Source organism: Mycobacterium simiae (assembly GCF_010727605.1).
Taxonomy (GTDB): Bacteria; Actinomycetota; Actinomycetes; order Mycobacteriales; family Mycobacteriaceae; genus Mycobacterium; species Mycobacterium simiae.
Genome location: NZ_AP022568.1, coordinates 197,041 through 220,900 on the forward strand (window position 1 = coordinate 197,041; position 23,860 = coordinate 220,900).

Annotated in this window: 20 protein-coding genes; 12 read left to right on the plus strand and 8 right to left on the minus strand. The window is 59.4% G+C overall.

Going from position 1 to position 23,860, the window contains the following annotated elements; all coding sequences use genetic code 11:
• Positions 1–44: 44 nt before the first annotated feature.
• Entirely contained in the window at positions 45–275 is a 231-nt protein-coding gene (locus G6N33_RS00755; protein ID WP_044511497.1) for an MbtH family protein, read from the minus strand.
• A gap of 966 nt (positions 276–1,241) precedes the next feature.
• On the opposite strand from G6N33_RS00755, the gene G6N33_RS00760 reads away from it, so the two are divergent.
• The 6 genes from G6N33_RS00760 to G6N33_RS00785 all read left to right on the plus strand — a co-directional run bounded on the left by G6N33_RS00760 (position 1,242) and on the right by G6N33_RS00785 (position 10,054).
• Positions 1,242–1,661, plus strand: a complete 420-nt coding sequence (locus tag G6N33_RS00760) for an MmpS family protein (protein ID WP_044513313.1) — start codon at positions 1,242–1,244, stop codon at positions 1,659–1,661.
• A complete protein-coding gene (locus G6N33_RS00765; RefSeq protein WP_044511496.1) occupies positions 1,658–4,555 on the plus strand; it encodes an MMPL/RND family transporter in 2,898 nt (965 codons plus the stop codon). The genes G6N33_RS00760 and G6N33_RS00765 overlap by 4 nt, the downstream gene beginning before the upstream one ends.
• A gap of 7 nt (positions 4,556–4,562) precedes the next feature.
• Complete coding sequence (locus G6N33_RS00770; protein WP_044511492.1) at positions 4,563–7,499, plus strand: MMPL/RND family transporter; 2,937 nt, start codon at positions 4,563–4,565, stop codon at positions 7,497–7,499.
• A gap of 79 nt (positions 7,500–7,578) precedes the next feature.
• On the plus strand, positions 7,579–8,526 hold the full coding sequence (locus G6N33_RS00775; protein ID WP_101528852.1) for an ATP-binding cassette domain-containing protein: 948 nt from the start codon (positions 7,579–7,581) through the stop codon (positions 8,524–8,526).
• Entirely contained in the window at positions 8,523–9,266 is a 744-nt protein-coding gene (locus G6N33_RS00780; RefSeq protein ID WP_044511490.1) for an ABC transporter permease, read from the plus strand. The genes G6N33_RS00775 and G6N33_RS00780 overlap by 4 nt, the downstream gene beginning before the upstream one ends.
• Entirely contained in the window at positions 9,263–10,054 is a 792-nt protein-coding gene (locus G6N33_RS00785) for an ABC transporter permease (protein WP_231382632.1), read from the plus strand. The genes G6N33_RS00780 and G6N33_RS00785 overlap by 4 nt, the downstream gene beginning before the upstream one ends.
• A 33-nt stretch (positions 10,055–10,087) precedes the next feature.
• On the opposite strand, the gene G6N33_RS00790 is transcribed toward G6N33_RS00785, so the two are convergent.
• From G6N33_RS00790 to G6N33_RS00810, 5 genes are all read right to left on the minus strand, one after another.
• Positions 10,088–10,819 carry an FkbM family methyltransferase gene (locus G6N33_RS00790; protein ID WP_044511489.1) on the minus strand — a complete coding sequence of 244 codons (732 nt, stop codon included), beginning with the start codon at positions 10,817–10,819 and terminating at the stop codon, positions 10,088–10,090.
• A 95-nt stretch (positions 10,820–10,914) separates the two neighbouring features.
• A complete protein-coding gene (locus tag G6N33_RS00795) occupies positions 10,915–11,562 on the minus strand; it encodes a class I SAM-dependent methyltransferase (protein ID WP_044511488.1) in 648 nt (215 codons plus the stop codon).
• Between the two features lie 93 nt (positions 11,563–11,655).
• Positions 11,656–12,618 carry a GDP-L-fucose synthase family protein gene (locus G6N33_RS00800; protein WP_044513309.1) on the minus strand — a complete coding sequence of 321 codons (963 nt, stop codon included), beginning with the start codon at positions 12,616–12,618 and terminating at the stop codon, positions 11,656–11,658.
• Between the two features lie 8 nt (positions 12,619–12,626).
• A complete protein-coding gene (gmd, locus tag G6N33_RS00805; RefSeq protein WP_044511487.1) occupies positions 12,627–13,649 on the minus strand; it encodes a GDP-mannose 4,6-dehydratase in 1,023 nt (340 codons plus the stop codon).
• A 434-nt stretch (positions 13,650–14,083) separates the two neighbouring features.
• Positions 14,084–14,713, minus strand: coding sequence for a hypothetical protein (locus tag G6N33_RS00810; RefSeq protein ID WP_155945975.1), 630 nt, complete (start codon positions 14,711–14,713; stop codon positions 14,084–14,086).
• Between the two features lie 291 nt (positions 14,714–15,004).
• On the opposite strand from G6N33_RS00810, the gene G6N33_RS00815 reads away from it, so the two are divergent.
• The 4 genes from G6N33_RS00815 to G6N33_RS00830 all read left to right on the plus strand — a co-directional run bounded on the left by G6N33_RS00815 (position 15,005) and on the right by G6N33_RS00830 (position 19,569).
• Entirely contained in the window at positions 15,005–16,321 is a 1,317-nt protein-coding gene (locus G6N33_RS00815; protein WP_044511483.1) for a UDP-glucose dehydrogenase family protein, read from the plus strand.
• Between the two features lie 429 nt (positions 16,322–16,750).
• Positions 16,751–17,392, plus strand: a complete 642-nt coding sequence (locus tag G6N33_RS00820; RefSeq protein ID WP_081662274.1) for a methyltransferase domain-containing protein — start codon at positions 16,751–16,753, stop codon at positions 17,390–17,392.
• On the plus strand, positions 17,389–18,387 hold the full coding sequence (locus G6N33_RS00825; protein ID WP_231382631.1) for a methyltransferase type 11: 999 nt from the start codon (positions 17,389–17,391) through the stop codon (positions 18,385–18,387). Before G6N33_RS00820 ends, G6N33_RS00825 begins: the two co-directional genes overlap by 4 nt.
• Positions 18,388–18,723: 336 nt before the next feature.
• Positions 18,724–19,569 carry a class I SAM-dependent methyltransferase gene (locus tag G6N33_RS00830; protein WP_231382630.1) on the plus strand — a complete coding sequence of 282 codons (846 nt, stop codon included), beginning with the start codon at positions 18,724–18,726 and terminating at the stop codon, positions 19,567–19,569.
• A 15-nt stretch (positions 19,570–19,584) separates the two neighbouring features.
• On the opposite strand, the gene G6N33_RS00835 is transcribed toward G6N33_RS00830, so the two are convergent.
• Complete coding sequence (locus G6N33_RS00835; RefSeq protein ID WP_044511482.1) at positions 19,585–20,355, minus strand: glycosyltransferase family 2 protein; 771 nt, start codon at positions 20,353–20,355, stop codon at positions 19,585–19,587.
• Between the two features lie 328 nt (positions 20,356–20,683).
• Between G6N33_RS00835 and G6N33_RS00840 the strand changes: the two genes are divergently transcribed.
• Complete coding sequence (locus G6N33_RS00840) at positions 20,684–21,382, plus strand: class I SAM-dependent methyltransferase (RefSeq protein ID WP_044513303.1); 699 nt, start codon at positions 20,684–20,686, stop codon at positions 21,380–21,382.
• Here G6N33_RS00840 and G6N33_RS00845 read toward each other — a convergent pair.
• Positions 21,363–22,442, minus strand: coding sequence for a glycosyltransferase (locus G6N33_RS00845; protein ID WP_081662273.1), 1,080 nt, complete (start codon positions 22,440–22,442; stop codon positions 21,363–21,365). The two genes, G6N33_RS00840 and G6N33_RS00845, sit on opposite strands and share 20 nt — an antisense overlap.
• 140 nt (positions 22,443–22,582) lie before the next feature.
• Here G6N33_RS00845 and G6N33_RS00850 point away from each other — a divergent pair, with 140 nt between their 5' ends.
• Positions 22,583–23,839, plus strand: a complete 1,257-nt coding sequence (locus G6N33_RS00850) for a glycosyltransferase (RefSeq protein ID WP_044511481.1) — start codon at positions 22,583–22,585, stop codon at positions 23,837–23,839.
• Positions 23,840–23,860: the final 21 nt, after the last annotated feature.

Sequence of the window (23,860 nt, forward strand, 5' to 3'; positions counted from 1 at the left end):
GCGAGTCCCCCAAGGCTCCACCCGAGTCCGAGTACCCAGGCGGTTTACTTATCAAAACTCCGCCCCGCTGCCAGCCGATCGCGCAGGCTCTTCGGCCGGATGTCGGGCCAGTTCTGCTCGATGTAGTCCAGGCATGCCGACCTGTCAGCCTCACCAAAAACCACCCTCCATCCGGGCGGAACATCGGCGAACGTCGGCCACAAGCTGTGTTGCTCCTCTTCATTGACCAACACGAAAAAACTGCCATTATCGTCGTCGAACGGATTCGTGCTCACAGTTCTCCAGGCGTTCTCTCGATATAAGCGGGATCGTTCCAAACCATACTGGAGGCCAACAGGCTCGGTCGGGCGTTTGGACAAAGTTCCCGGTGTGATCTGTTAAGCACTCGTGACACCGCTTGGCAATTGGTTGCGGGGGCGCTACGCGCGCGCGTTGGCGCCTGGGAGTGCAGTAACCTGCAGCGACGGCATGGGCTGTCTATTGCCTGACCAGGGTACGGTACAACCCGCGGGAAGACGAATGAGTTACGGTCAGGTTGCTCAATAGTTGCCGGATCTCAACCCCGCGGCGCCGGTCTCAACCCGGGCGCGTACATGGCCGAGGCGACCCCACCCCGAGAACACCGCAGCAACGCCGCCCCAACGTTGCAGCGAATGGACCGCGGCCGCCGATGTTGGCGCCTTCATTCTGCGGCCTCGACTTTCACCGGACTTCGTTAGCTGGAGCTTCGAGAAGGCCCGGGCGTTGAGCCCGTTCGCGCACGATCGGCTTGGAATGTAATATGTGTCACCATTGTTCCGAACAATGATGCAGGACACATCTACTTCGTTTGGGGGATTAGGCACTTTGACAGCGTGCCGTTACGCACGTGGCATGAGTTACGATCCGATATCGGGTTACCAAAGATCCGATGTCGGGACGAGTGGCATGGTTTACTCATCAAGATCTGGTCGCACTCGCCGAACGCCGCTCGTTTGAGATGATTGCCGCCGGCCTGGCGTGGTGCGATCGCGGTATATGCACGCCGAGCGGCTGACAGAGCAGGTCCAGTACGGGTTGAAGGGGGTGCGGTGGTCGAACACGATGTTCGGGCCCGGTCCGACGTCGCCGAAGGTCGCCAAGACTCCGGCCAACCCGCCGGGCGCCTCCGGCGGTTCGGCCGCCAACCGTCGCCCGAATCGCAACCGTCGAAGCCTTCCCGCCCGAACCGCCGAAACGTCGGGACGGGAGCACTCAGGCTGCTGGGGCGGCTGTGGATCCCCTTGCTCATCGTGGCGGTGCTTGCCGCCGGCGGATTCACGGTGTCGCGTCTGCATGGAATCTTCGGGTCCGAGAAGCGCCAGTCCTATGCCGACACCCGTATCAAGGACAGCAAGCCGTTCAATCCCAAGCACCTGAAGTACGAGGTCTTCGGGGCCCCGGGCACAGTTGCCGACATCAGTTATTTCGACGTCAACGCCGACCCTCAGCACATCAACGGAGTCACCCTGCCGTGGTCGATGGACCTATCGACCACGTTGCCATCCATCGTGGGAAACGTTGTCGCACAAGGCGACAGCGACACGATCGGCTGCCGCATCATCGTTGACGGCACCGTCAAGTCCGAGAAGGTCTCACACGAGGTGAACGCCTTCACGTACTGCGTGCTGACGGCTGCATGAGCGAGGAGTACGTCGGCACCGAGCGGCCCGCGCGACCACCGTTTATTGCGCGGGCGATCCACCGGTCCTCGGTCCTCATTATCTTGGGGTGGCTGGGCCTGACCGTTTTCTTGACCATTGGCGTCCCCCCACTGGAGGTTGTGGAGCAACAGCATTCGGTGTCGCTGAATCCGATCGAGGCGCCATCTTTCAAAGCAATGCAGCGCCTTGGCCAGGACTTCAAGGAATCCAATTCCGGTGCTCTCGCCATGATCGTCCTGGAGGGCGACCGCCCGCTCGGCCAGGAAGCGCACAACTACTACGACGAATTGATTCGTCGACTGGAAGCCGATACCAAGCACGTCCAACACATTCAGAATTTCTGGGGCGACCCGGTCACCGCAGCCGCCGCGCAGAGCACCGACGGCAAGGCCGCCTACGTGCAGTTGAACCTAGGCGGCAGCCAGGGCGCATCTGCGGGCGACGCATCCGTGGCGGCCGTTCGAAAAATCGTCGCGAGCGTCCCGACGCCGCCGGGCCTCAAGGTTTATGTCACCGGCCCCGCCGCAACGGTCGCGGACATGAATCTGGCGGGCCAGGAGACCGTCACCACGGTCACGGTGGCGAGCTTGTCGGTGATCTTCATCATGCTGCTGCTCGTCTATCGCTCGATCTTTACGGTCATCCTGCTGCTGTTCATGGTGGGCTTGGAACTTCAGATCGGCCGCGGCATGGTGGCCTTCCTGGCCCATCACGGCTTAATTGGTCTCACCACCTTCGCCGTCAATCTGCTGGTCGCCGCGGTCATCGCCACGGGTACGGACTACGGGATCTTCTTCGTCGGCCGGTATCAAGAGGCGCGACAAGCCGGGGAAGATCGGGAAACCGCGTTTTACACCACCTTCAGCAGCGTCGCGAAAGTGGTTCTGGCGTCCGGCCTGACAATTGCGGGTGCGGTTCTGTGTCTGAGCTTCACCCGGCTCCCCTATTTTCAACCGCTCGGTATCCCGAATGCGGTCGGCATCGCCGTCGCTGTCCTAGTCGCAATCACGCTCGGCCCGGCGCTCATCGCCGCCGGAAGCCGGTTCGGGCTGTTCGAGCCGAAGCGGAAGATTCAGGTGCGGACCTGGCGACGAATCGGTACCGCAATCGTCCGCTGGCCCTTCCCCATTCTCGTCGCGACGATCGCCCTGGCCCTCGTCGGGCTACTCACCTTGCCGGGTTACAACCCGAGCTACGACGACCAAAAGTTCATTCCCGAGGATATTCCGGCCAGCCTGGGTAATGCGGCCGCTGCCCGACATTTTCCCGAGTCGCGAACAATGATGCCCGAGATTCTCTTGGTCGAAGCCGACCATGATCTGCGCAATCCCACGGATATGTTGGTGCTGAACCAACTTGCAAAGGGCGTACTCGCGGTTCCCGGCGTGTCCACGGTGCAGAGCGTCACCCGCCCGGAGGGAACTCCGTTGGCGCACACCAGCATTCCCTACATCATGAGCATGTCGCAGTCGACTCAGCTGACAAACATGGCGTTCCAGAAGGACCGCATGGCGGACATGCTCAAGCAGGCTGAAGAGCTGGCAAAGATGATCGCCTTAATGCAGCACATGCTGGGGCTGATGAAAGAACTCACTGCCGTAACCCACGACATGGTCGGCCGGACGCACGAAATTCAGAAGGCGACGGCGGAGTTGAGGGACCATGTTTCGGATTTTGAAGACTTTTGGCGACCGTTGCGCAGTTATTTCTTCTGGGAGAAACATTGCTACGACATCCCAGTCTGTTACGCGATTCGATCCGTGTTCGAAGCGCTGGATGGCGTCGACGAGGTCAACGATAAATTTACCCTGCTGGTAGGCGATCTCGACAAGATCGACTTACTGCTGCCCCAGTTATTGGTGCAAATTCCGCAGATGATCGAAACCATGCAGAGCATGCGGATGATGATGCTGACCATGCACAGCACCATGCAGGGCACCTTGGGTCAGATGGAGGTGAACGGCGGCCAGAACCCCAATGCCATGGGCCAGGCTTTCGACACCTCCAAGAATGACGACACCTTTTACTTGCCGCCCGGGATTATCGAAACCTCGGACGCTTTCAAGCGCGTCATGAAGATCTTCTTGTCGCCGGACGGGAAGAACGCCCGAATGCTGATATCGCAAAAGGGGGACCCGGCAACGCCGGAGGGCCTGTCCCGTGTCGAGCCGATCAAGACGGCCGCGGAGGAGGCGCTCAAGGGCACTCCGCTGGAAGACTCAAAGATCTATCTCACGGGGACCGCAGCGGTGGTCAAAGACTTGGTCGATGGAGCGAAATACGATCTGCTGATCGCGGGCGTCGCCGCTCTTTGCCTGATTTTCATCATCATGCTGATTATGACCAGAAGTTTTATCGCGGCCCTAGTGATCGTGGGGACGGTACTGCTGTCCCTGGGGGCATCCTTCGGTATGTCGATCTTGGTGTGGCAGTACCTGCTCGGCCTACAAATCCACTGGACGGTTCTATCGATGTCGGTGATCGTCTTGTTGGCGGTCGGATCTGACTACAACTTGCTGCTGGTTTCCCGGATGAGAGAAGAACTTCACGCGGGCATACACACCGGCATCATCCGGGCGATGGCCGGTACCGGCAAGGTCGTGACGAATGCCGGCCTGGTATTCGCGTTCACCATGGCGTCCATGGCGGTCAGCGACCTACGCAGCATCGCCCAACTAGGCACCACGATCGGGATGGGCCTGCTCTTCGACACGCTGGTGGTGCGCGCCTTCATGACGCCGTCCGTTGCGGCGCTGCTCGGACGGTGGTTCTGGTGGCCGCAACAGGTGCGCACCCGGCCGGCAAGCCAAATGCTGCGGCCGCTGGGATCCCGGCCGCTAGTCCGGTCGTTGCTGCTCAAGGAAACGCGGTGAGGGGCGCATGACCACAGAACCCATCCGTGTCGAACAGCCCGAGCCCGTCGTCGAGAGGCCCGCGTTCGCGCGAGCCCTGCGCAAGCTGTCGGTGCTTACTGTCCTGGGCTGGGTAGGGCTCACGCTGCTGGTGACGTTTGCGGTTCCCTCGCTCGAACGGGTCGGACGCGAACACTCGGTGCCCCTTGCCCCTCAAGACGCACCCGCGGTGCAGGCGATGCTGCGGATGGGAAAGGTCTTCAAAGAGTCCGATTCGGACAGCTTTGTCATGCTGGTGCTCGAGAGCCAGCACGAACTCGGGGATGATGCGCACCGCTATTACGACAAGCTGGTTCGCGCGTTGCGGGCGGACACGAAACACGTTGAGCACGTGCAGGATTTGTGGGGCGATCGACTCACAGCCGCGGGCGCGCAAAGCGCCGACGGTAAGGCCGTCTATGTCCAGTTGAACCTCGCCGGCAATCAGGGCACGACGTTGGGTCAGGACTCGCTTGCCTCGGTCCGCGGAATTCTCGCGAAGAATCCTCCACCGCCCGGGATTAACGCGTATGTCACCGGCCCGTCCGCGTTGTTCTCAGACATGCAGCAGGCTGGCGACAGATCCATTTTGAAGATGACCGCGGTGGGTGCGGTGATCATTTTCGTGGTGCTGCTCTTCGTGTACCGGTCGATCATCACCGTGATCCTGTTGCTGATCACTGTCGGAATCGAGGTACTTGCGGCTCGGGGAATCGTCGCATTTCTCGGTGATCACAGCCTTGTCGCGCTGTCGACGTTCGCGGTAAACCTGCTGGTGGCTCTCGCGATGGCGGCCGGGACCGACTATGGGATCTTCTTCTTCGGTCGATATCAAGAGGCGCGCCAGGCGGGTGAAGATCGGGAAACCGCGTTCTACACCACTTTTCAAAGCGTTGTGCCGGTTGTCCTGGGTTCCGGTTTGACGATCGCCGGCGCCATGCTGTGCCTGAGCTTTACCCGGATGCCCATCTTCCAGACTATGGGCGCGCCTTGCGCCTTGGGCATGGTGGTCTCGGTCGTCATCGCACTGACGCTGGTGCCCGCGGTCATCACCATCGGAAGCGCCGTCGGCCTGCTCGACCCCACCCGCGCCATCCGGTTCGGTCGCTGGCGCCGGATCGGCACGGCCATTGTGCGGTGGCCGGTACCCATTCTGGTCGCGACGATCGCCGTGGCTTTGGTCGGTTTGGTGACGCTGCCGGGTTACCAAACCAGTTACAACAACCGGCTGTACATGCCCGACGATATTCCCGCCAACGTTGGCTATGCCGCCGCGGACCGGCATTTCTCACAAGCTCGAATGCTGCCTGAAATTTTGATGATCGAATCCGATCACGACATGCGGAATCCCGCCGATTTCATCGTCTTACACCGGCTCGCCCGAGGAATCTTCAAGATTCCTGGTATCGCGCGAGTTCAGGGAATTACCCGACCCGAAGGCACACCGATCGAGCACACGTCGATTCCGTTCATGCTCAGCATGCAGAACGCCGCGCAAACGCAAAACGTGAAGTACATGAAAGCGCGCATGGACGACATGCTTCAGCAAATTGCCTTAATGGACGTTCAACTCGCATCGATTAAACGCCTTTACCAATTGCAGACGGAACTCACCGAGGTCACGCACGATTCGATTGTGAAAACCGGCGAGATGACGACGATTCTATACGAGTTGAGGAACCGATTCGCAGACTTCGAAGACTTCCTCAGACCGATCAAGAGCTACTTCTACTGGGAAAAGCACTGCTTCGACATCCCGATCTGTTGGTCGCTCCGCTCAATTTTTGAGACGCTTGATGGCGTCGATGAGTTGAGTGACAAATTGGGTGATCTTCTGGTGGATCTCCATAAGATGGATGTATTGCTGCCGCAATTGCTTGAGCAATATCCGCAGATGATCCAGACCATGGAATTCTTCAAAAAGACGACGCAAACTATGCATAGTACGATGTCTGGAATCCTCGGCCAGGTAGACGTCGACAATAAGGACGCCACGACGATGGGTCAGGCGTTCGACAACTCGAAGAATGACGACTCCTTCTATTTGCCGCCGGAAATCTTCAAAAACCCCGACTTCCAAAAGGCGATGACTCAGTTCTTGTCACCCGATGGCAAGGCGGCTCGATTCATCATTTCGCACAAGGGCGATCCCGCATCGCCCGAAAGCGTGGATCGCATCGACAAGGTGCGCACGGCGGCCGAGGAGGCGCTGAAGACGACGCCTCTGGAAGACGCCAAGATCTACGTCGCCGGGACCGCGTCGACCTTTAAGGACTTCAAGGACGGCTCCAAATTCGACCTGCTGATTGCCGGAATCGGGGCGCTCTGCCTCATTTTCACCATCATGCTGATCATCACCCGGAGTTTTGTTGCCGCGCTGGTGATTGTCGGTACGGTGGCACTTTCGCTGGGCTCATCATTCGGACTTTCGGTACTGATTTGGCAGTACATCCTGGGAATCAAGCTGTACTGGATGGTGCTGCCGATGTCGGTGATCGTCCTCTTGGCGGTCGGATCCGACTACAACTTGCTGCTGGTTTCCCGGATGAAAGAAGAAATCGCGGGCGGTATCAATACGGGCATCATTCGCGCCATGGGCGGTACGGGCAAGGTTGTCACGAACGCGGGTTTGGTATTCGCCTTCACCATGGCATCGATGGCATCCAGCGACCTGCGGATCATTGGCCAGGTCGGCACCACAATCGGTTTGGGCCTGTTGTTCGACACGTTGGTCGTACGGTCGTTCATGACTCCGTCGATCGCCGCCATCCTCGGACGCTGGTTCTGGTGGCCGCAAGTTGTCCGACCGCGGCCCGCCAGTCAAATGCTGCGGCCCGAAGGATCGCGTCCGCTGGTCCGCGCCTTGCTGGGCAGGGAGTTTCACGATGACGCCGCCACCGCCGAGATCCCGAAGCAGTCGGTATAGCGACGACTCGGGCGCTCTTTGAGCCTCACCTGGAACCAAACGGCGAATATCAGACGTCCACCATGAAATACTTCCTATCGTGAGTGAACTGGCGATCGAGGTTGTCGGCCTCACTAAGACATTTGGGAAAGACACGCAGGCACTGCGCGGTGTGGACTTCTCGGTTCCGGCGGGCACAGTGTGCGGGCTGCTCGGCCACAACGGCGCCGGCAAAACGACGACGATCAACATTCTGTCCACCTTGATGCGCCCCACTTCGGGTAGCGCTTTCGTCTCCGGCTACGACATCGTGCGCCAGGCTTCGCAAGTACGACGCAGTATCGGGATGGCCGGCCAGTTCACCGCGATGGATCCGCTCCTTACTGGCCGGGAAAATCTAGTGTTGTTCGGTCGGCTACGGGGGCTGAGTCGCCGACAGGCGAAAGCTCGCGCCGACGAGTTGATCGAGCGGTTCGATGTTGTCGAAGCCGCTGATCGTCGAGTATCCACCTATTCCGGGGGCATGTGGCGGCGCATCGACCTAGCCAGCGCCCTAATGGTGCTGCCGAAGGTGCTCTTCCTGGACGAGCCAACTGTGGGCCTGGATCCACGTAGCCGCCGCACCCTGTGGGCCCTTGTAAGTTCGTTAACCATCCAAGGGATTACCGTGCTGTTGACCACGCAATACCTGGAAGAAGCCGACATTCTGAGCGACTCGATTGTCGTCATCGACCGCGGACAGGTGATTGCAAGCGGCACAGCCGAAGAACTCAAACGCCGGGTTGGGGCCAGCTATTGCCAAGTGAGTCCGGCCAATCCGGACGACCTGAGTCGTGTCGCGGCAGCGTTGTCCGGGCTTAGCGGCATCGATATCGACGCCGATATGAACGCGGTGTCAGTGCTCGCTCCGGACGGCGTAGCAACGCTGGGTGAGGTCTTTCGTCGCTTGGATGCGCTTGGTATCGAGCTCGCCGACATTTCGCTGCGCAAACCGTCGCTGGACGAGGCATTTCTCCATATCACCGAAGGCACTGTCACCCGATCATGAGTGCCTTGGCCGCCCTCACTGAACGTTCGCTGATGGCCGCCGCCCGCGACGGGGGACTACTTTTTGAATTGCTCTCCCCCATCGGATATCTGGCGGGCTTCAGTGTGGCGTTGCACGGCCTTGTCAACACCGGCGGCATCACATATGCGCAATACTTGGTGCCCGCTGTCGTCGTCCAATCTGTAGTTTTCGTCGGTCTACTTACCGCAGACCGGGCGGCGCGCGACCACCTCTTAGGGCTAGGCCAACGCTTGGGGACACTGCCGATTTCCGCGGCCGTCCCGGTGAGCGCGCGCATGGTCGCGACCCTTACTCGAGCGGCACTCGCACTTTCGGTTGCCATGGTCGCGGGCTACGCCTTCGGATTCCGCATGACGGGTGGAGCGGGTTACGGGGTGGCTTTTGTGCTGATCGCGATGTTCCTGTGCTTAGCCGTCGCGTTGGGTGCCGATGCACTTGGGTCAAGCGCAAACAGTATCCAGGGAGCTGGCCAGCTTCTCTTCGTCCCGCAGCTCATGTTGTTTCTGCTATCCACTGGAATCGCCCCTGAGGCAACGTTTCCCGAGTGGTTGCGTCCGTTCGTCCGTAACCAACCGGTATCACAAGTCGCCGAGACCCTGCGCGGCCTTGCCGCGGGCCGAGTCGCTGGCGGAAACTTGGCGACCAGCCTTGTCTGGTGTGCAGGCATGGTGCTGGTCTTCGGCGCGGTAACCGTGCGGATGCAGAGGCGGGCCGAGTGACACAGATCCCCGAGGCAATCAGCACATTCGTGATCCAGAGCTGGGTGCATGCTGGTCGCCTCCTCACCCGATGGCGACGCGACCGTGCAGTGCTCGTGGGCTCGCTCGCGTTTCCCGTCTGTCTGCTATTTGTCTACGTTGTGGTGCTGGATGAGCGGGTGCGCAAGGTCACTGGGGTGGAGAGCGTTTACGGTCTTGTCCCAGTTTGCGCGGTTCTATCCGGGCTATTCGGGGCTTTCAGCACCGCGGTAGGGATCCAGTGGGAGCGCGAATCGGGCCTGCTCGGCAGAATGTGGATGCTGCCGGTACGCAGGGCAAGTGCACTCACCGGCCGACTAGCGGCCGAGGCTGTCCGCGCGCTTATCGGTTCGGTCTTTATCACAATCATTGGTGTGGGAATGGGCCTGCGCTTTAACCACGGCTGGCCTACCCTACTGCTCTATTGTCTGATTCCGTCAATCCTGGTTGTCGGATTTACCGCTATGGTGATGGCGATGGCCATCCGCACCAATGGACGCAGTGTCATGACCTGGCTGGTGGCCGCCACCGTGTCGATAGCTTTCCTGAATCCTGGGACAACCCCAATTGACCAATTTCCGACGTGGCTTCGTCCACTGGTCCACCTGCAACCGATGTCGCCGCCCATAGAGACAATGTGGGCGCTTGCCCATGGCGGCCCGATTTTATGGCCCCTTATGATCACTCTCATGTGGATGGTAGCGCTGCTTGTGATATTCATGCCAATGGCCGTGCGTGGCTATCGACGTGCGGCCGAATCTACAGCTTAAGCGCGCATCACGATACTGACCGTCGAATAATGGTCATTGAACTTCACGAAAAAATATTCCGTCGGCTTGCAACATTCGACCGTCGCGGGGGTCCGTGAAGCCAGGAAGCAGACCGGTCAACGTAAAACCCAGCGAGTACACCAAGTCAAGCGCCTCGCGAATAAGCATCCCCCCTTCGTACAAGGGAATGAACGACAGTTCTAATTGCATACCCACCACATGGTCGCTTATCGTTGATTGAGCGCCGGCGATAACCTGTTTTTCGAAACCTTGAACGTCGATCTTGAGAAAAACCACGCTGCTGGCCCCAAGCACTTTTGGCGTTAAACCATCAAGGCGATGAATCGGAACCTGCTCGGTGCCGATGTAGTTCGCCGGCGGAAAAGCATCTTGATGACTCTTCAGCATTGGCAAGATCGAGCTGCTCGCACCAGCATTACCCGCGACGTTGATCGAAATCATCCCGTCGACATCGCCTACCGCGCACTGCCGGCATTCCCAGAGAGGATCTTTCGACGCATTTCGGAGGAGTAGAGAAAACGTCTCCGAAAGCGGCTCGAATGACACAATGCGGCCCGTGTATGCCGCCATGCGCAGATCACTAGCATATTGGCCCGAGTTCGCGCCGATATCAATAACCGTATCTACGCGATGGGCTTCAAGCTGCTTGACGAACTGGCGCTTCCAACCTGTTTCGGAATAGGGCCGAGTTACTTCAAATATGGTATTTCGCGCGATCAAACCACCCCTGCGAAAAAAATTCACGGCGCCACATTAACACGGCGCGCCGACACGTTCGCCGAATCAGGCTGCTTCATCCGTCGTAGCAGAAACTTCTGGGGCGCGATGGCAGGGTCGGTTCATTCGGGTAGCTCGACGACAATCGAGTCCAGACCTGTGCGGATCGCGGCCGTCGGGAACGCGCTGCGCGCAGCGGCTGTAATCTCATCGAGTTGTGGAAATCCGACCAGCCCTGAGCCGAAGAGGCGCAGGTCGTCAATGACGAGTGTGGTTCCCGGCATGGCTACGTCGGCGAGTTGTCTGAGCGTCGACTCTGCGGGTTCCATCTCCTCCCCTTCCGCAGTGCCGTCACCAGAGAAGTGTCCATCGAGGAACACGAGCGGCGGGCTCGAGCAGTCCGCCACAATCTTGGGGATTTCGATAAGCGAATCGCCGTGGACAAGGCTGACATTCGGATAACTCGCGAACCGTTGCTTGGCGGCGGTGAATAGACCGTCGTGGAGCTCGACCGAAATCACCCGCTCCGCATGCGGCGCAAAGAAGGCCGTCGTCGCACCCTTGTAAGTACCAGCCTCGACAAAGATGCGGTGGTTGCGCGATTTGAACAGTTTCAGTAGATGGCGCTGCTTCGCGATGGCGGGTGGCGAAACCAGATGGTCGCCATGGAACCACCCGTACGCGGCTGCCCGGCGCGTTGGCTCCAGGGAGTCTTTGCTGCGCCCTGTATTCAGCGCGATAGCGATCAGGCTGCGCATGATCATCGACATAACGGTCACACTAACTGGCCCTAGGCGGTAGTTCCAGCGGTTCAGAATCGTTTTGCCACGACGCGGCGTGAGAAGTCATATCTAACAACAAGTCTATTGCCTCGCCGTATCAGCGTTGGCCCGATACCACGCCACCGTGGCCACAATGCCCTCCTGCAGCGGTAACTTGGCCGTCCATCCCACCTCCCGCAGCGCGGAAATATCAAGGAGCTTTTGTGGCGTACCATCCGGTTTTGTTCTATCCCAATGTGTTTCGCCCGTGTATCCCACCGCTGTAGCGACCATCTCAGCGATCTCCCTGATCGTGTGATCGATACCGGTCCCGACGTTGATATGGGTGGGGCCGTCGAACTGTTCGAGCAGATGCAAACACGCACTCGCCAGGTCGTCAACATGTAACAACTCGCGCCGAGGGGCACCGCTACCCCAGTTCGTCACCTCGGGCGCGCCGATGGACTTGGCCTCCTCGTATCGCCGAATGAGTGCTGGTAGCAGATGCGAGTCCGAACGGGAGAAGTTGTCCTCTGGCCCGTAGAGATTGGTCGGCATCGCTGAAATCCATGCCAATCCGTGCTGGCGCCGAACCGCCTGCACCTGAAGGATTCCGGCGATCTTGGCGATGGCGTAGGCGTCGTTTGTCGGCTCCAGCGGACCGGTGAGCAGCGCGCTCTCCTGGATGGGTTGCGGAGCGAATTTCGGGTAAATGCACGAAGATCCGAGGAACAGCAATCGCGGCACGCGGGCGGCCACGGCGGCGTCGAGCAGGTTGACCTGAATCTGCAGGTTCTCCGAGAGGAAGTCGGCGGGATAGGTGCTGTTGGCCATGATGCCGCCGACGCGCGCCGCGGCGTCGATCATCACCTGGGGCCTCGACTCCAGGATAAAGTCAAACGTCGCGGCACGGTCCGTAAGGTCGAGTTGATCATGTGACCGCACAACAAGATTCGTGAATCCCTCGGCTTCGAACTTGCGCACCAACGCGGATCCGACGAGGCCGCGATGCCCGGCGATGTATACGGGTAACGTGCGGTCCAGGGTGCCGATCGGCGTACGCATGCCCGCGCTCAACTCCACCCCGGAAGGGTCGGCTTGTCTATCCATGGTCGGCCATCGCACTCAAGCGCGGCGATGTCGGCATCCACCATTATGCGGGCAAGCTCGCCGGTGTGCACGGATGCCTTCCAGCCCAGCGACTGGGCGGCCTTGGTCGAATCGCCGACCAGCGAATCAACTTCAGTGGGCCGCAGATAGCGATCGTCGAACTTCACGTGCTTGTGCCAGTCGAGCCCGGCATGCTCGAATGCGGTCTGAGCGAAGTCGCGCACGGAGTAGCCGCGCCCCGTTGACAGCACAAAGTCTTCTGGTTCGTTGGCCTGCAGCATCCGCCACATTCCTTCAACAAATTCCGGCGCGTACCCCCAGTCGCGTACGGCATCCAGGTTACCCAGATACACCTCGGATTGGATGCCCGCCTTGATCCGTGCGACGGCTCGCGTGATCTTTCGAGTCACGAATGTCTCTCCCCGCCTGGGTGATTCGTGATTGAAGAGAATGCCGTTGACCGCGAATAATCCGTACGCTTCGCGGTAGTTGCGGGTCACCCAGTAGGCATACACTTTCGCCGCGCCATACGGTGACCGCGGGTAAAACGGGGTCTGCTCGTTCTGCGGCGGCGGCGATGCGCCGAACATCTCCGATGACGAGGCCTGGTAGAAGCGGCAGTCGACGCGGGACAGCCGGACGGCTTCCAGTAGGCGAATCGATCCCATACCCGTGGTATCGCCAGTGTGTACCGGTTCGTCGAAGCTGACCCTTACATGCGATTGTGCCGCTAAGTTGTACACCTCGTCGGGGTCGATCGTACTGAGCAACGTCACTAATCGGGTTCCGTCGGTCAAGTCGCCGTAGTGCAAGAACAGTCGGGCATCAGGTTGGTGTGGGTCGACGTAGAGGTGATCGATCCGCGACGTGTTGAAAGTGGAAGCTCGGCGGATGAGCCCGTGAACCTCGTAACCCTTGCCTAACAGCAGTTCGGCAAGATACGAGCCGTCCTGGCCGGTGATCCCGGTGATGAGCGCTCGCTTCACTCGACTCCCGCTTCTGTCGGCGGATGTTCATGGCCAGATGTTCCGCACCCCATCGCGGCCGGCTCACCCGTGGCTACCTGTGCCCAGCCCGTTACTATCGCTCAATCCTAGATGTCGAAGTCAAGGGATCTGGGCTCGCACAACATTGCGTTGCCGCCTGCTAGAGCAAAGCATGCGGAGAGGGCTTTGGGCTGTTGGTTCGGTGTGTACCCCTAAGTCATGGATCGCTACGCGCCGGGCGATGCAATGCGACGCATTACCCGACATCACACTCGCGTACGACCTGCCCCAAATCGACACGTATAACGCGAAATCCCGTTAGTTGCGCAACCGTACAGTGCAGCGTTGGCGCTTACTCTTCCGTGGTTGCTGGCCTTGGACCCGATGATGCGCGGGTGCAGGCAGAGCAGTTCGGCGGACGCCGCAAAACCCGACTAGTGAAAGTCAACTTCCCAGCGCGCGATCACTTCTTGGGGCACAGGCCGCGCCCGTCGCACGACCGCCATACGTCCGACCATATCCACCTGGGCGTAGTCTTCGATCGCCCGGTACTGCGGTCGGTCGGCGTAGTCGTCGAGGACGAGCGTCCATCCCGTCTGCGCACCCAGCATATTAAAGGCTTTGAGGGCGCAAGCGACGCGGAATCGCCCGTCGACCAGGACCAAGTCGGGTAGTCTGCCGTCGAAGCATTCAGGTGGAGGATCCGAGGCGCGACGGAACTTTTCGAGACGACGTTCGGTGATCCGCCCGAGGGGTCGACCCCAGGTACCGGTCCAACCGATGTCGGCGTACCGAAACACTTGACCTGGCCTGTCCAGACCGGCGCTGTGAATCTTGCGCCGAACGGCTTCAAGGAAGTACCGGTCGGTATCGACAGCAATGAAGTCCGCCCCAACCTTTGCTGCCTGGTAGGTCGACGCGCCCGTCCCGTACTCCAAATAACGATTCGCGGTGGCTAATCGATCCAGAAACCAGCTGATGGATTCCTGGCTGTCCAGGTGCGGCAGGTCGGGCACGGCAAGTTTGCCTGATCGCTGCCGAGCCGTGAACGCCAACTCCGCCAACAGATTTGAATACCCCACAAGGCCTCCGTCCTAGCGGCAGTGTACCCCGCAACGAAGCTGGCAAACCGCTACCGACGGCCGCGTATCGCAGAGGGAAGGTTTGCAACGACTGAACCTCGGGGGCAACCCCCGGGGCGAGGGGCGCTCGGTTGTGCGCGGGTGGAAGCACGCCTAGCGCGCGACGTCCGAGGTATCCAGGTTGTTTACCTATTGCGCCACAGGAATAGTGCATGAACCGCGCCTAGTTGGGGCAATATGGGCGGCGATCGACCGAGACGCAAAGGGGTCATCTTGAAAATTTCGGTAATCGGATCTGGCTACGTCGGCCTCGTCACGGGCGCCTGCCTCGCGGACAGCGGCAATGACGTAGTCTGCGTCGATATCGACCAGGCTAAGGTGGACCTGCTGCTTGCAGGCGGGGTCCCTATCTTCGAGCCCGGCTTGGCGGAGCTGATTGCGAAGAACCGAAAAAAGGGACTAATCGACTTCACCAGCGACAGCCAGCGCGGCGTCGAACACGCAGACATGATTTTCATCGCCGTTCCAACGCCTATGGGTGAGAGCGGTGCGGCTGACCTCACTCACGTCTACGCCGCGGCCGACACTATCGGATCGCACATGGACCGCTACAAGGTCGTCATCAACAAGTCAACCGTGCCCGTCGGCACTGCGGACGAAGTTCGTGCCGTTATCCGCAATAAGACGGAGCATGAGTTCGATGTTGTATCCAATCCGGAATTTTTGAAGCAAGGCAAGGCGATCACCGATTTCATGCGCCCCGACCGGGTAGTGATCGGCAGCGACTCCGAGCGAGCCCTTGCCATGATGCGCGAGCTTTATGAGCCGTTCCTGCATCTCTCCCAGCCCCTCATCTCCATCGACGTCCGGAGTGCAGAGATGGCGAAGTACGCGGCCAACTGCTTCCTCGCAACCAAAATCTCCTTCATCAACGAAATTTCGAACTTGTGCGAAAAGGCCGGCGCCGACGTCGCCGCGGTACGGGAGGCCATCGGCGCGGATAAGCGGATCGGCTATGACTTCCTGTCCCCTGGGATCGGCTACGGCGGTTCATGCTTGCCGAAGGACGTCCGCGCCTTGCTACATACGGCGGACCGTCTGGCGTCGGACATGCATCTCCTCCAAGCGGTCGAGCACGTCAACGACGAGCAGAAGGCTGCCCTCGTCGCCAAGATCGTGACCCGTTTCGGGGGCAAGTCGGCCGACAAGAATTTACAGGGCCTGCGCATTGGACTTTGGGGTCTCAGCTTCAAGCCCCAAACCGACGACGTGCGCGCCGCCCCCGCCCTCATCATCGCGGAGAAACTGGTCGCATTCGGCGCGGTCGTGCGGGCCTTCGATCCCGAGGCCGCTCGCCAAGCGAGGAAGGTGCTAGGGGATTCGATCGAATACGCAAGTGACATGTACGCTGCTATTCAGGACGCCGATGCCTTACTCCTACTGACGGAGTGGAAACAATTTGAACGTCCATCGTGGGCTCGGGTGAAGTCGGTTATGCGCGGTCGCGTTGTGTTCGACGGACGGAACATCTATGACCCGCAGCAGCTACGAGCCGAGGGCTTCGAGTATTTCGGTATGGGCCGGCATTAGTGCGCGCCTAGCATCCGCTTTCCGCGGTCAAAAGGAATTAGTCTCCTTCTCAAAAGGCGTAGTATTTGATTTCGTCGCTTATCGAGCTCTGCGACGATGGCGTGCACTTCCTTAGAGCCACAACCAGCGACATCCACCGCGGCATTTTGTCTCACCCAGCACATTCTTGTGGGAGCCGTGTACACCAAGGTGTCCGCCGACGCAATCGCGCAGCGCGCCGACATCTACGACACTCGACAGCTCCTCGGCTTCACGTTTGCCGACCCTGCGCGCGTCACTCAGGCATAATCGACTGAAGCACTTACTCTGTTGTTAGCGCGACGCCGCGACGGGGAGACCTTGGCTGACTGTTGCTTCGCTCAGCAAAGGAATGACCTCCAGCATGTTCGCCTCGCATCTGTTGTATCGCCTCGTGAAAAGGAACAGCATATGAAATTCGACGAGCTGTCGTCCCTTCCCGTTGTCAACTTATATGCGGGCGACCTACCGGATATGCCTGAATACCGCACCACGGGGCAAGTGGGCCTATCTCTGGTCCAAGAAGATAAATGGCACATACGCCATGATGTATCAAAACCGATGCCAATGCCCGACGAATCGGTTGATTCTTACCAGTCAGAAGATGTCTTCGAGCATATTAGATTGCAATCGCTGCCGGCGACAATAAAGGAGATTTACAGAGTGCTCAAGTTCGGAGGCCTGTTCAGATTGTCAGTTCCGGACTATCGCTGTGATATCTTGCATGAGCGATCCGTCAAAGACGCCCAAGGCAATTTACTATTTGACCCGTTTGGAGGCGGCAAGTACAAGCGACGCTTCTTGATCTTCGGTGAAAAAAGAGTAGTTCGCGGAGGACATGTCTGGTTCCCGAAGTATGAATCCGTTCGTAAATTGCTAACAGATACTCCCTTTTCTTCCGTTAACTTTCTCCATTACTACGATGAAGCCGGGAATCCCTTCAGTGCGCCCATCGATTATTCGAAGGGATTCATAAAGAGGACTCCAGACAATGACAGCAGGGTGTCATCGCCGTTCAGGCCGATGTCGATAGTGGTTGACTGCGTAAAGTGATCGCCGCGAAAGGACGTTCCGTCCCCGTCATCTTCATCATCTTCAACCGCCCCGATAACACGCGCCAGGTTTTCGAGGCAATCCGAGCTGCGAAGCCCGCCCAACTGCTGGTGATTGCGGATGGCCCACGGGAAGACAGGCCGGGCGAGCCTGAGAGGTGCGCCATAACAAGAGCGATTGTGGACGAAGTCGACTGGGACTGCCAGGTCCATAAGAACTTCGCAGAATCCAACATGGGCTGCCAGCTCCGCATTTCCTCCGGAATCAGCTGGGCGTTTACCCTCGTCGATGAGGCAATAATACTTGAAGATGATTGTGTACCGTCATCGTCATTTTTTATTTACTGCGCTGAACTACTCGATCGTTATGCGAATGACGAGCGTGTCATGATGGTGTCCGGACGCAATCATCTGTTCGGGCGGATGGCTACGGATGATAGCTATTATTTTTCTCGGTATCCGCACGTGTGGGGCTGGGCTACCTGGAGGCGGGCCTGGGAGAAATACGACGCAAAGATGTCAGATTGGCCCGAAATACGAGACCGAAAAATATTCGACCAATATTTTTCCAGCATTCTCGAACGCTATTACCGTGAGTCGATTCTGCAATATGTTTATGACGGAAAGATTAACACATGGGCCTACCAATGGTTTTACGCGATATGGGCGAACTCCGGGCTATGCGCGACGCCTGCGAGAAACCTGGTACGAAATATAGGATTTGACACCGAAGCGACAAACACCAAGTGGGACCTAATTTACTCCGCTCATTCCGCGCTCGCCGCCGAGGACCTCGAATTGCCACTCAAGCATCCCGCCACTGTCCTGGCAAGCTCGGATAGGGACGAACTCGAAGCGAGACTTCAAGCCTCTCGTGGGAGCGGACTGCTACATGCCCTGAATAAATATATTTCTGTACTTAGGGTTCTACTTAAGAGAACGACGGGGATCGGTGAATGGCCTAATCCGGGCCTGCTGGTCCGCGGGGGCGGTTAAAATCGACGTCCTGGTGCAGAGGCGGCGTACTAACGCTAACCGGGGAGAGCGCGCGGCTAGGCACGCGTTGCGCCTGGCCAAGGTTGACCTGGCGCGACTTTGGTGGTGTTAGAATCGCGGCGTGGCCGGGATTCGATAGGAGCCGAATCAACCTGCCGAATTCATGCGGAGCGAAATGACCTTGGAGCCTTCGATGCCTGGCGACAGATACGGCGAGTGATGCAAAAATTCATGAAATCAATTTTTACACTGATAGATTGGGCATTAGTTCCGGTTACCGCGTTGGCATCTTTAGCTCTACGCGCCATCCGCCAGACCGGCTTTTCGCGTATGCCGATGACCTTGCGGGTATTTCGGAAAGTGGGAATTTATCCCGTCCTTGATCATTACTATGAGCCACTGTTCAATCCCAATCACCTTCGGAAACCGCTATCCGACGATCGCGAGCTGCTGGGCATCGACTGGAACGTCGAGGAGCAATTAGGTCTGCTGAAGAAATTTCACTTCAATGACGAATTGTTGCGGTTTCCGCTAGACCGTCGGGCCGACCAGGAGTTCTACTACCGGAACGGCTTCTTCGAGTCGGGCGACGCCGAGTACCTCTACAACATGATCCGGCTGTTCAAGCCGAAGCGCCTTTTCGAGATCGGCAGCGGCCGGTCAACCCTGCTGGCTGCCAGCGCACTACAGGCCAACCGAGCCGAAGATCCCGGCTACAGCTGCGAACATGTCTGCATCGAACCGTACGAGGTTGACTGGCTCGAGCACCTCGGCGTCAAGGTCATCCGCAAGCCGGTGGAGCTGATGGACTCGTCGTTGTTCACCAAAATGGAGGCCAACGACATCCTCTTCATCGACTCGTCGCACATGATCCGGCCACAGGGCGACGTCCTGTTCGAGTACTTCGAGATCCTTCCGGTCCTCAAACCCGGTGTGCTGATTCACATTCACGACATCTTCAGCCCCAAGGACTACCTCGACGAGTGGATACAGTCGGTCTGCTTTTGGAACGAGCAGTATCTGCTCGAGGCATTTCTGAGCTATAACTCAGAGTTCAAAATCATTGGGGCGCTGAACTTTTTGAAGCACCACTACCCAAACGAACTAACCGCCGCATGCCCCGTATTACGGGAACAGTTCGAATCCCGCGAGCCCGGTTCCTTCTGGCTCAGGCGGGCGTAGTCCAGCCCGCATTGCTTATCGTCGGAATACGAAAGCCAAAGCTAGGAAGTAATACTCGCACGCGCGCAAATAGGCGCGAGACACCCGCCGTCCGCCCAGCGGATAGCGGCCATGCATGTCCCACATGCGGCGGAGGTCATCAAAGACCTCGCTGGGAGCACGATTCGTCCCAACGCCAGTGGTATCGAAATCGCACAACACGCGCCGAATCGTGACTGGCTCGCGCAGCAACGCTGCACGCAGGATGAACTCCTGGTCGGCAGCGATCCCGAAATCGAGGTCGTAGCCACCCAACTGCTTAATCACCGACGACCCGTAAAACGAGGCTTGATGCGGGATCACCTGCCAACCGGCAAGAAACTTGCGGAGGCGAAACGGCATCGGGCTGCGCACCCGCCCCAACCCGACGAGATTGTCCATCCCATACCCCCACACCTCGCGAACAGGCCCCTGATCCGAGATCGCGGTGATCGCATCAGCCACCGCGTCCGGGTCAGGAAAGCAATCGCTGGAATGCATGAACCACAACACATCTCCCGAGGCCCGGGCGATGCCTTGATTCATCGCGTCATAGCGCCCGCCATCCGGCTCCGACTGCCAGTACGCCAAGGTCGGCTCTATCCCGGACAGATATTCGACAACCTCATCACCGGAGCCGCCGTCGATGACAATGTGCTCGATACGCCCCGAATAACGCTGGGCTCGCACACTGTTCACGGTGCGTTTCAGCCCGTCGAGATCCTTGAAACTAATCGTTATCACCGACACGGTCGGAGCTGACGTCACGGGTCTCCCCCTCGCGCAGCTCTCGCCGCTCGACGCGACACCATGATCCCAACCTCCTACAAGCGTGCACCCCGGGAACCGCGCCGGTGCATCAGCCCCGCCCCGCGCCCATACCTCGGCAGAGAGCGCTGCTGATCTCGGCACCGATCACCTTAAACCGTGGTCGCCGCGAAAATCTGCGGGTTGCGCAAACCCACCCATCCAGGCCGCGATCACGGCGAAACCAAACACCCCTTCCTGGGGAGCCCGACCTGTAGGGTGATCGCGTGGGTCGGATCGCGAGCAACTGATCCCGTAATCGAGCGATCAGGAGGTGTTGGAGGTCACGATGTTTGGTCTCTTCCGGAAGATTCTGCAAGACAAAGTCGACATCATTGATCAAGCATTCACATCTCTGAACGTCGAATCGTTCGCTGACCTTGGTGGCGTCTGGCGGGTGGAGGGCGGCTATACGTTCCACGCCCTCGACAAGCACAACATCAAAGACGCCGCGTTGGTTGATACGCATCCGACCGAAAAGGTCATCAACAAAGCCAAGAAGTATCCGCAACTTCGGCTGATCAAAGGAAATTTCGGCGACCCGGCCATTGCCGATCAGGTAGGCAAAGTCGACGCGGTGTTGCTCTTCGACGTGCTGTTGCACCAGGTGGCGCCCGACTGGGACAAGGTCCTGGAAATGTATGCGAAAAATGTTCGCGCACTGGTCATTTACAACCAGCAATGGACAGGTTCCGGTAGTAACGTCCGATTACTCGACCTGGGCGAAGACGAGTATTTTCGCAATGTCCCGCATAACCCGCGTCAGGAAAATTACAAGAACCTGTTCGGGAGGCTTGACGAGATCCATCCCGACCACAACCGGCCGTGGCGCGATGTGCACCATATCTGGCAGTGGGGCATCACCGACGCGGATCTCGAGGCCAAGGTCGCCGAACTCGGGTTTACCTTGCTGCACAAGAAGAATTGCGGCCGGTTCGGCCGGCTACCGAATTTCGAGAATCACGCCTTTATTTTCGCGCGTCAGTAGCCGCGTACCGCTCCCCGAGCGGTCGCAAGGCGTCTCCACCATGCTGCGGCTGCCGGTGCTGGAGGCTGAAGGGCCAGATTTCCACCATCCCCTTCGCGTGCGGCGCCACGAGCGCGAACCTGCGCCACGACTCCTTAAGCCGTTGCGAACGTGATGCCCAGCGGTACTTCATCGCCAGCTCCGCCATGCGCGGATAGCTCGCGATGGTTTCCTCCAGCACCGCGCGCCCCTGAGCGCCGGGCACATTCGCGATCTGGCGCAAGATCCAGTCGGCCATTGCGGCGATGAGTTTCTCGCGCTCGGGATCGTCCGGGAAAAGGTCGAGCATCGCGTCGAACGTGGCCGCATGCCCCGAGCCCAGAGTCAGCCAGAATCTCGGTGGATCCGCAACCTGGTTGTGCCACATGCCCTTTGAATGACGGCGGTAGACAGACATGGTGTCGGGCAGCATCCCGATGCCGCCACGGGCGGCATGGCGTACGTGCAGGTACCAGTCCAACGGCATGACGTCGGCGGGGATGTCGTCGTAGCGCTGGAGGCGACGGTAGACGACGGAGTTCGTCTGAATGAAATTCATCAGCAGCAGGGCGTCGACGGTCAGGTTGCCGCGTAAATGGGGCGGTGGGAACCTCGAATCCTTCGCATAGCCGTCTTCCCAGACCACGCGCACGGGGTGGAAACACACCGTGGTCGCCGGGTGCCGGTCCAGGAAGGCGACCTGCTTGCTCAGTTTGAGCGGGTCGGTCCAATAGTCGTCGGCCTCGCACAGCGCGACGTACTCGCCTCGGGCTGCCGACAACGCTCCGGTCATGTTCCGGTTGAGGCCCAGGTTCTCCGGCCTCAAGATCGGCCTGAACAGGTGCGGATACTTATCGGTGTACTCCCGGATCACCGATGGCGTGGAGTCGGTCGAGGCGTCATCGGCGACGATGATCTCCACCGGGAAGTCGGTTCGCTGGGCGAGAAAGCTGTCGAAGGCCTGGCGTACGTAATTCTCCTGGTTGTGGGTGGTCGCCACGATGCTCACCCTGGGTGCGCTCGCTGCCGTCCTTTCGCTCATTGCACGAAGTATGGCAGCAGCTCCCTCTTTCGGGCGGTGCAATACGGTCGCAGGATCGCAAACGGCCAACCGGCAACACATCGAGCAAGAGATAATGGCCTTCGACGTCGCGAAGCACCCGAACCGGAAGCAGGTGAGTTGTGAAGTTTGCCCTGGCGAGCTACGGGACCCGCGGCGATATCGAACCGAGCACCGCTGTCGGGCGTGAATTGCAGCGTCGGGGTCACGACGTCCGCCTGGCGGTCCCGCCCAATCTGGTCGGCCTCGTCGAGTCGGCCGGGCTGGAGGCAGTCGCTTACGGGCCCGATCAACAGGAAGGGTTCTGGGACGTCGATTTCCTACGCAAGTTTTGGAAGGTCAACGAGGTAATCGCCTCCTGGCGCGAAGTCCAAGGGCTCTTGGCGCATTCTTGGGCGGAAATGAGTACCACCCTGGTCGCGCTCGCGGACGGGGCCGACCTGCTGTTCACCGGGCCGGGTTTTCCGGGAGTGCCCGCCAATGTGGCCGAGTACTACGGCATTCCGCTGGCCACGATGCATTACTTCCCGATGCTGCCCAACAGTCAGGTCGCTCCGGGAGTACCGGCGCCACTGGTACGCGCCGCGGTGCGGGCACTGGACTGGCCGCAGCGGTTGCTAACCAAACGCGCCGAGGACACGCAACGCCGCGAATTAGGTCTCCCGAAGGCGTCGGGCCCCGCGCCTCGACGGATCACCGCGCGCGGATCGCTGGAAATCCAGGCCTACGACGAGGTGTGCTTTCCCGGGCTGGCCGCCGAATGGGCGAAATGGGGCGATCAACGCCCCTTCGTCGGCACGCTAACGATCGAGATGGCCACCGACGCCGACCAGGAGGTCGCGTCCTGGGTCGACGCCGGGACAGCGCCGATCTTCTTCGGGTTCGGCAGCACCCCGGTGAGATCTCCCGTCGAGACCATCGAGATGATCGGCGCCGCGTGCGCGCAGCTGGGCGAGCGCGCGTTGGTTGCCTCTGGTCAGACGGACTTCAGCGATGTCCCGCACTTCGACCATGTCAAGGTGGTCGGCCCCGTTAACTATGCGAAAGTCTTCCCCGCCTGTCGCGCGGTGGTGCACCACAGTGGTGCGGGCACCACGGCCGCGGGCCTGCGGGCCGGTGTTCCCACCCTGAGCCTGTGGAGCCTAGGGGATCAACGGATCTGGGCGGGCCAGATCAAACGGCTGAAAGTGGGTACTGCCCGGCCATTTTCGGCCACAACCCGGCAAACCTTGGTCAGTGACCTGCGCGAAATCCTCGCTCCGGATTGCGTGGCACGCGCCCGCGAGATTGCAACGCGGATGACAAAACCCGCCGAAAGTGCGACAAAGACAGCCGATCTGTTAGAAAACTTCGCCCACGTGCCGGCGACGAGCAACTAGACGACTGGAAGGCTAAGCTGC

Bases quoted from the DNA above. Each gene is read 5' to 3' on its own strand.
- G6N33_RS00845 (WP_081662273.1), bottom strand. From the start codon at position 22,442: ATGAGCGAAAGGACGGCAGCGAGCGCACCCAGGGTGAGCATCGTGGCG.
- G6N33_RS00840 (WP_044513303.1), top strand. From the start codon at position 20,684: ATGTTTGGTCTCTTCCGGAAGATTCTGCAAGACAAAGTCGACATCATT.
- G6N33_RS00800 (WP_044513309.1), bottom strand. From the start codon at position 12,618: ATGCGTACGCCGATCGGCACCCTGGACCGCACGTTACCCGTATACATC.
- G6N33_RS00765 (WP_044511496.1), top strand. From the start codon at position 1,658: ATGAGCGAGGAGTACGTCGGCACCGAGCGGCCCGCGCGACCACCGTTT.
- G6N33_RS00770 (WP_044511492.1), top strand. From the start codon at position 4,563: ATGACCACAGAACCCATCCGTGTCGAACAGCCCGAGCCCGTCGTCGAG.
- G6N33_RS00820 (WP_081662274.1), top strand. From the start codon at position 16,751: ATGAAATTCGACGAGCTGTCGTCCCTTCCCGTTGTCAACTTATATGCG.
- G6N33_RS00780 (WP_044511490.1), top strand. From the start codon at position 8,523: ATGAGTGCCTTGGCCGCCCTCACTGAACGTTCGCTGATGGCCGCCGCC.
- G6N33_RS00830 (WP_231382630.1), top strand. From the start codon at position 18,724: ATGACCTTGCGGGTATTTCGGAAAGTGGGAATTTATCCCGTCCTTGAT.
- G6N33_RS00795 (WP_044511488.1), bottom strand. From the start codon at position 11,562: ATGTCGATGATCATGCGCAGCCTGATCGCTATCGCGCTGAATACAGGG.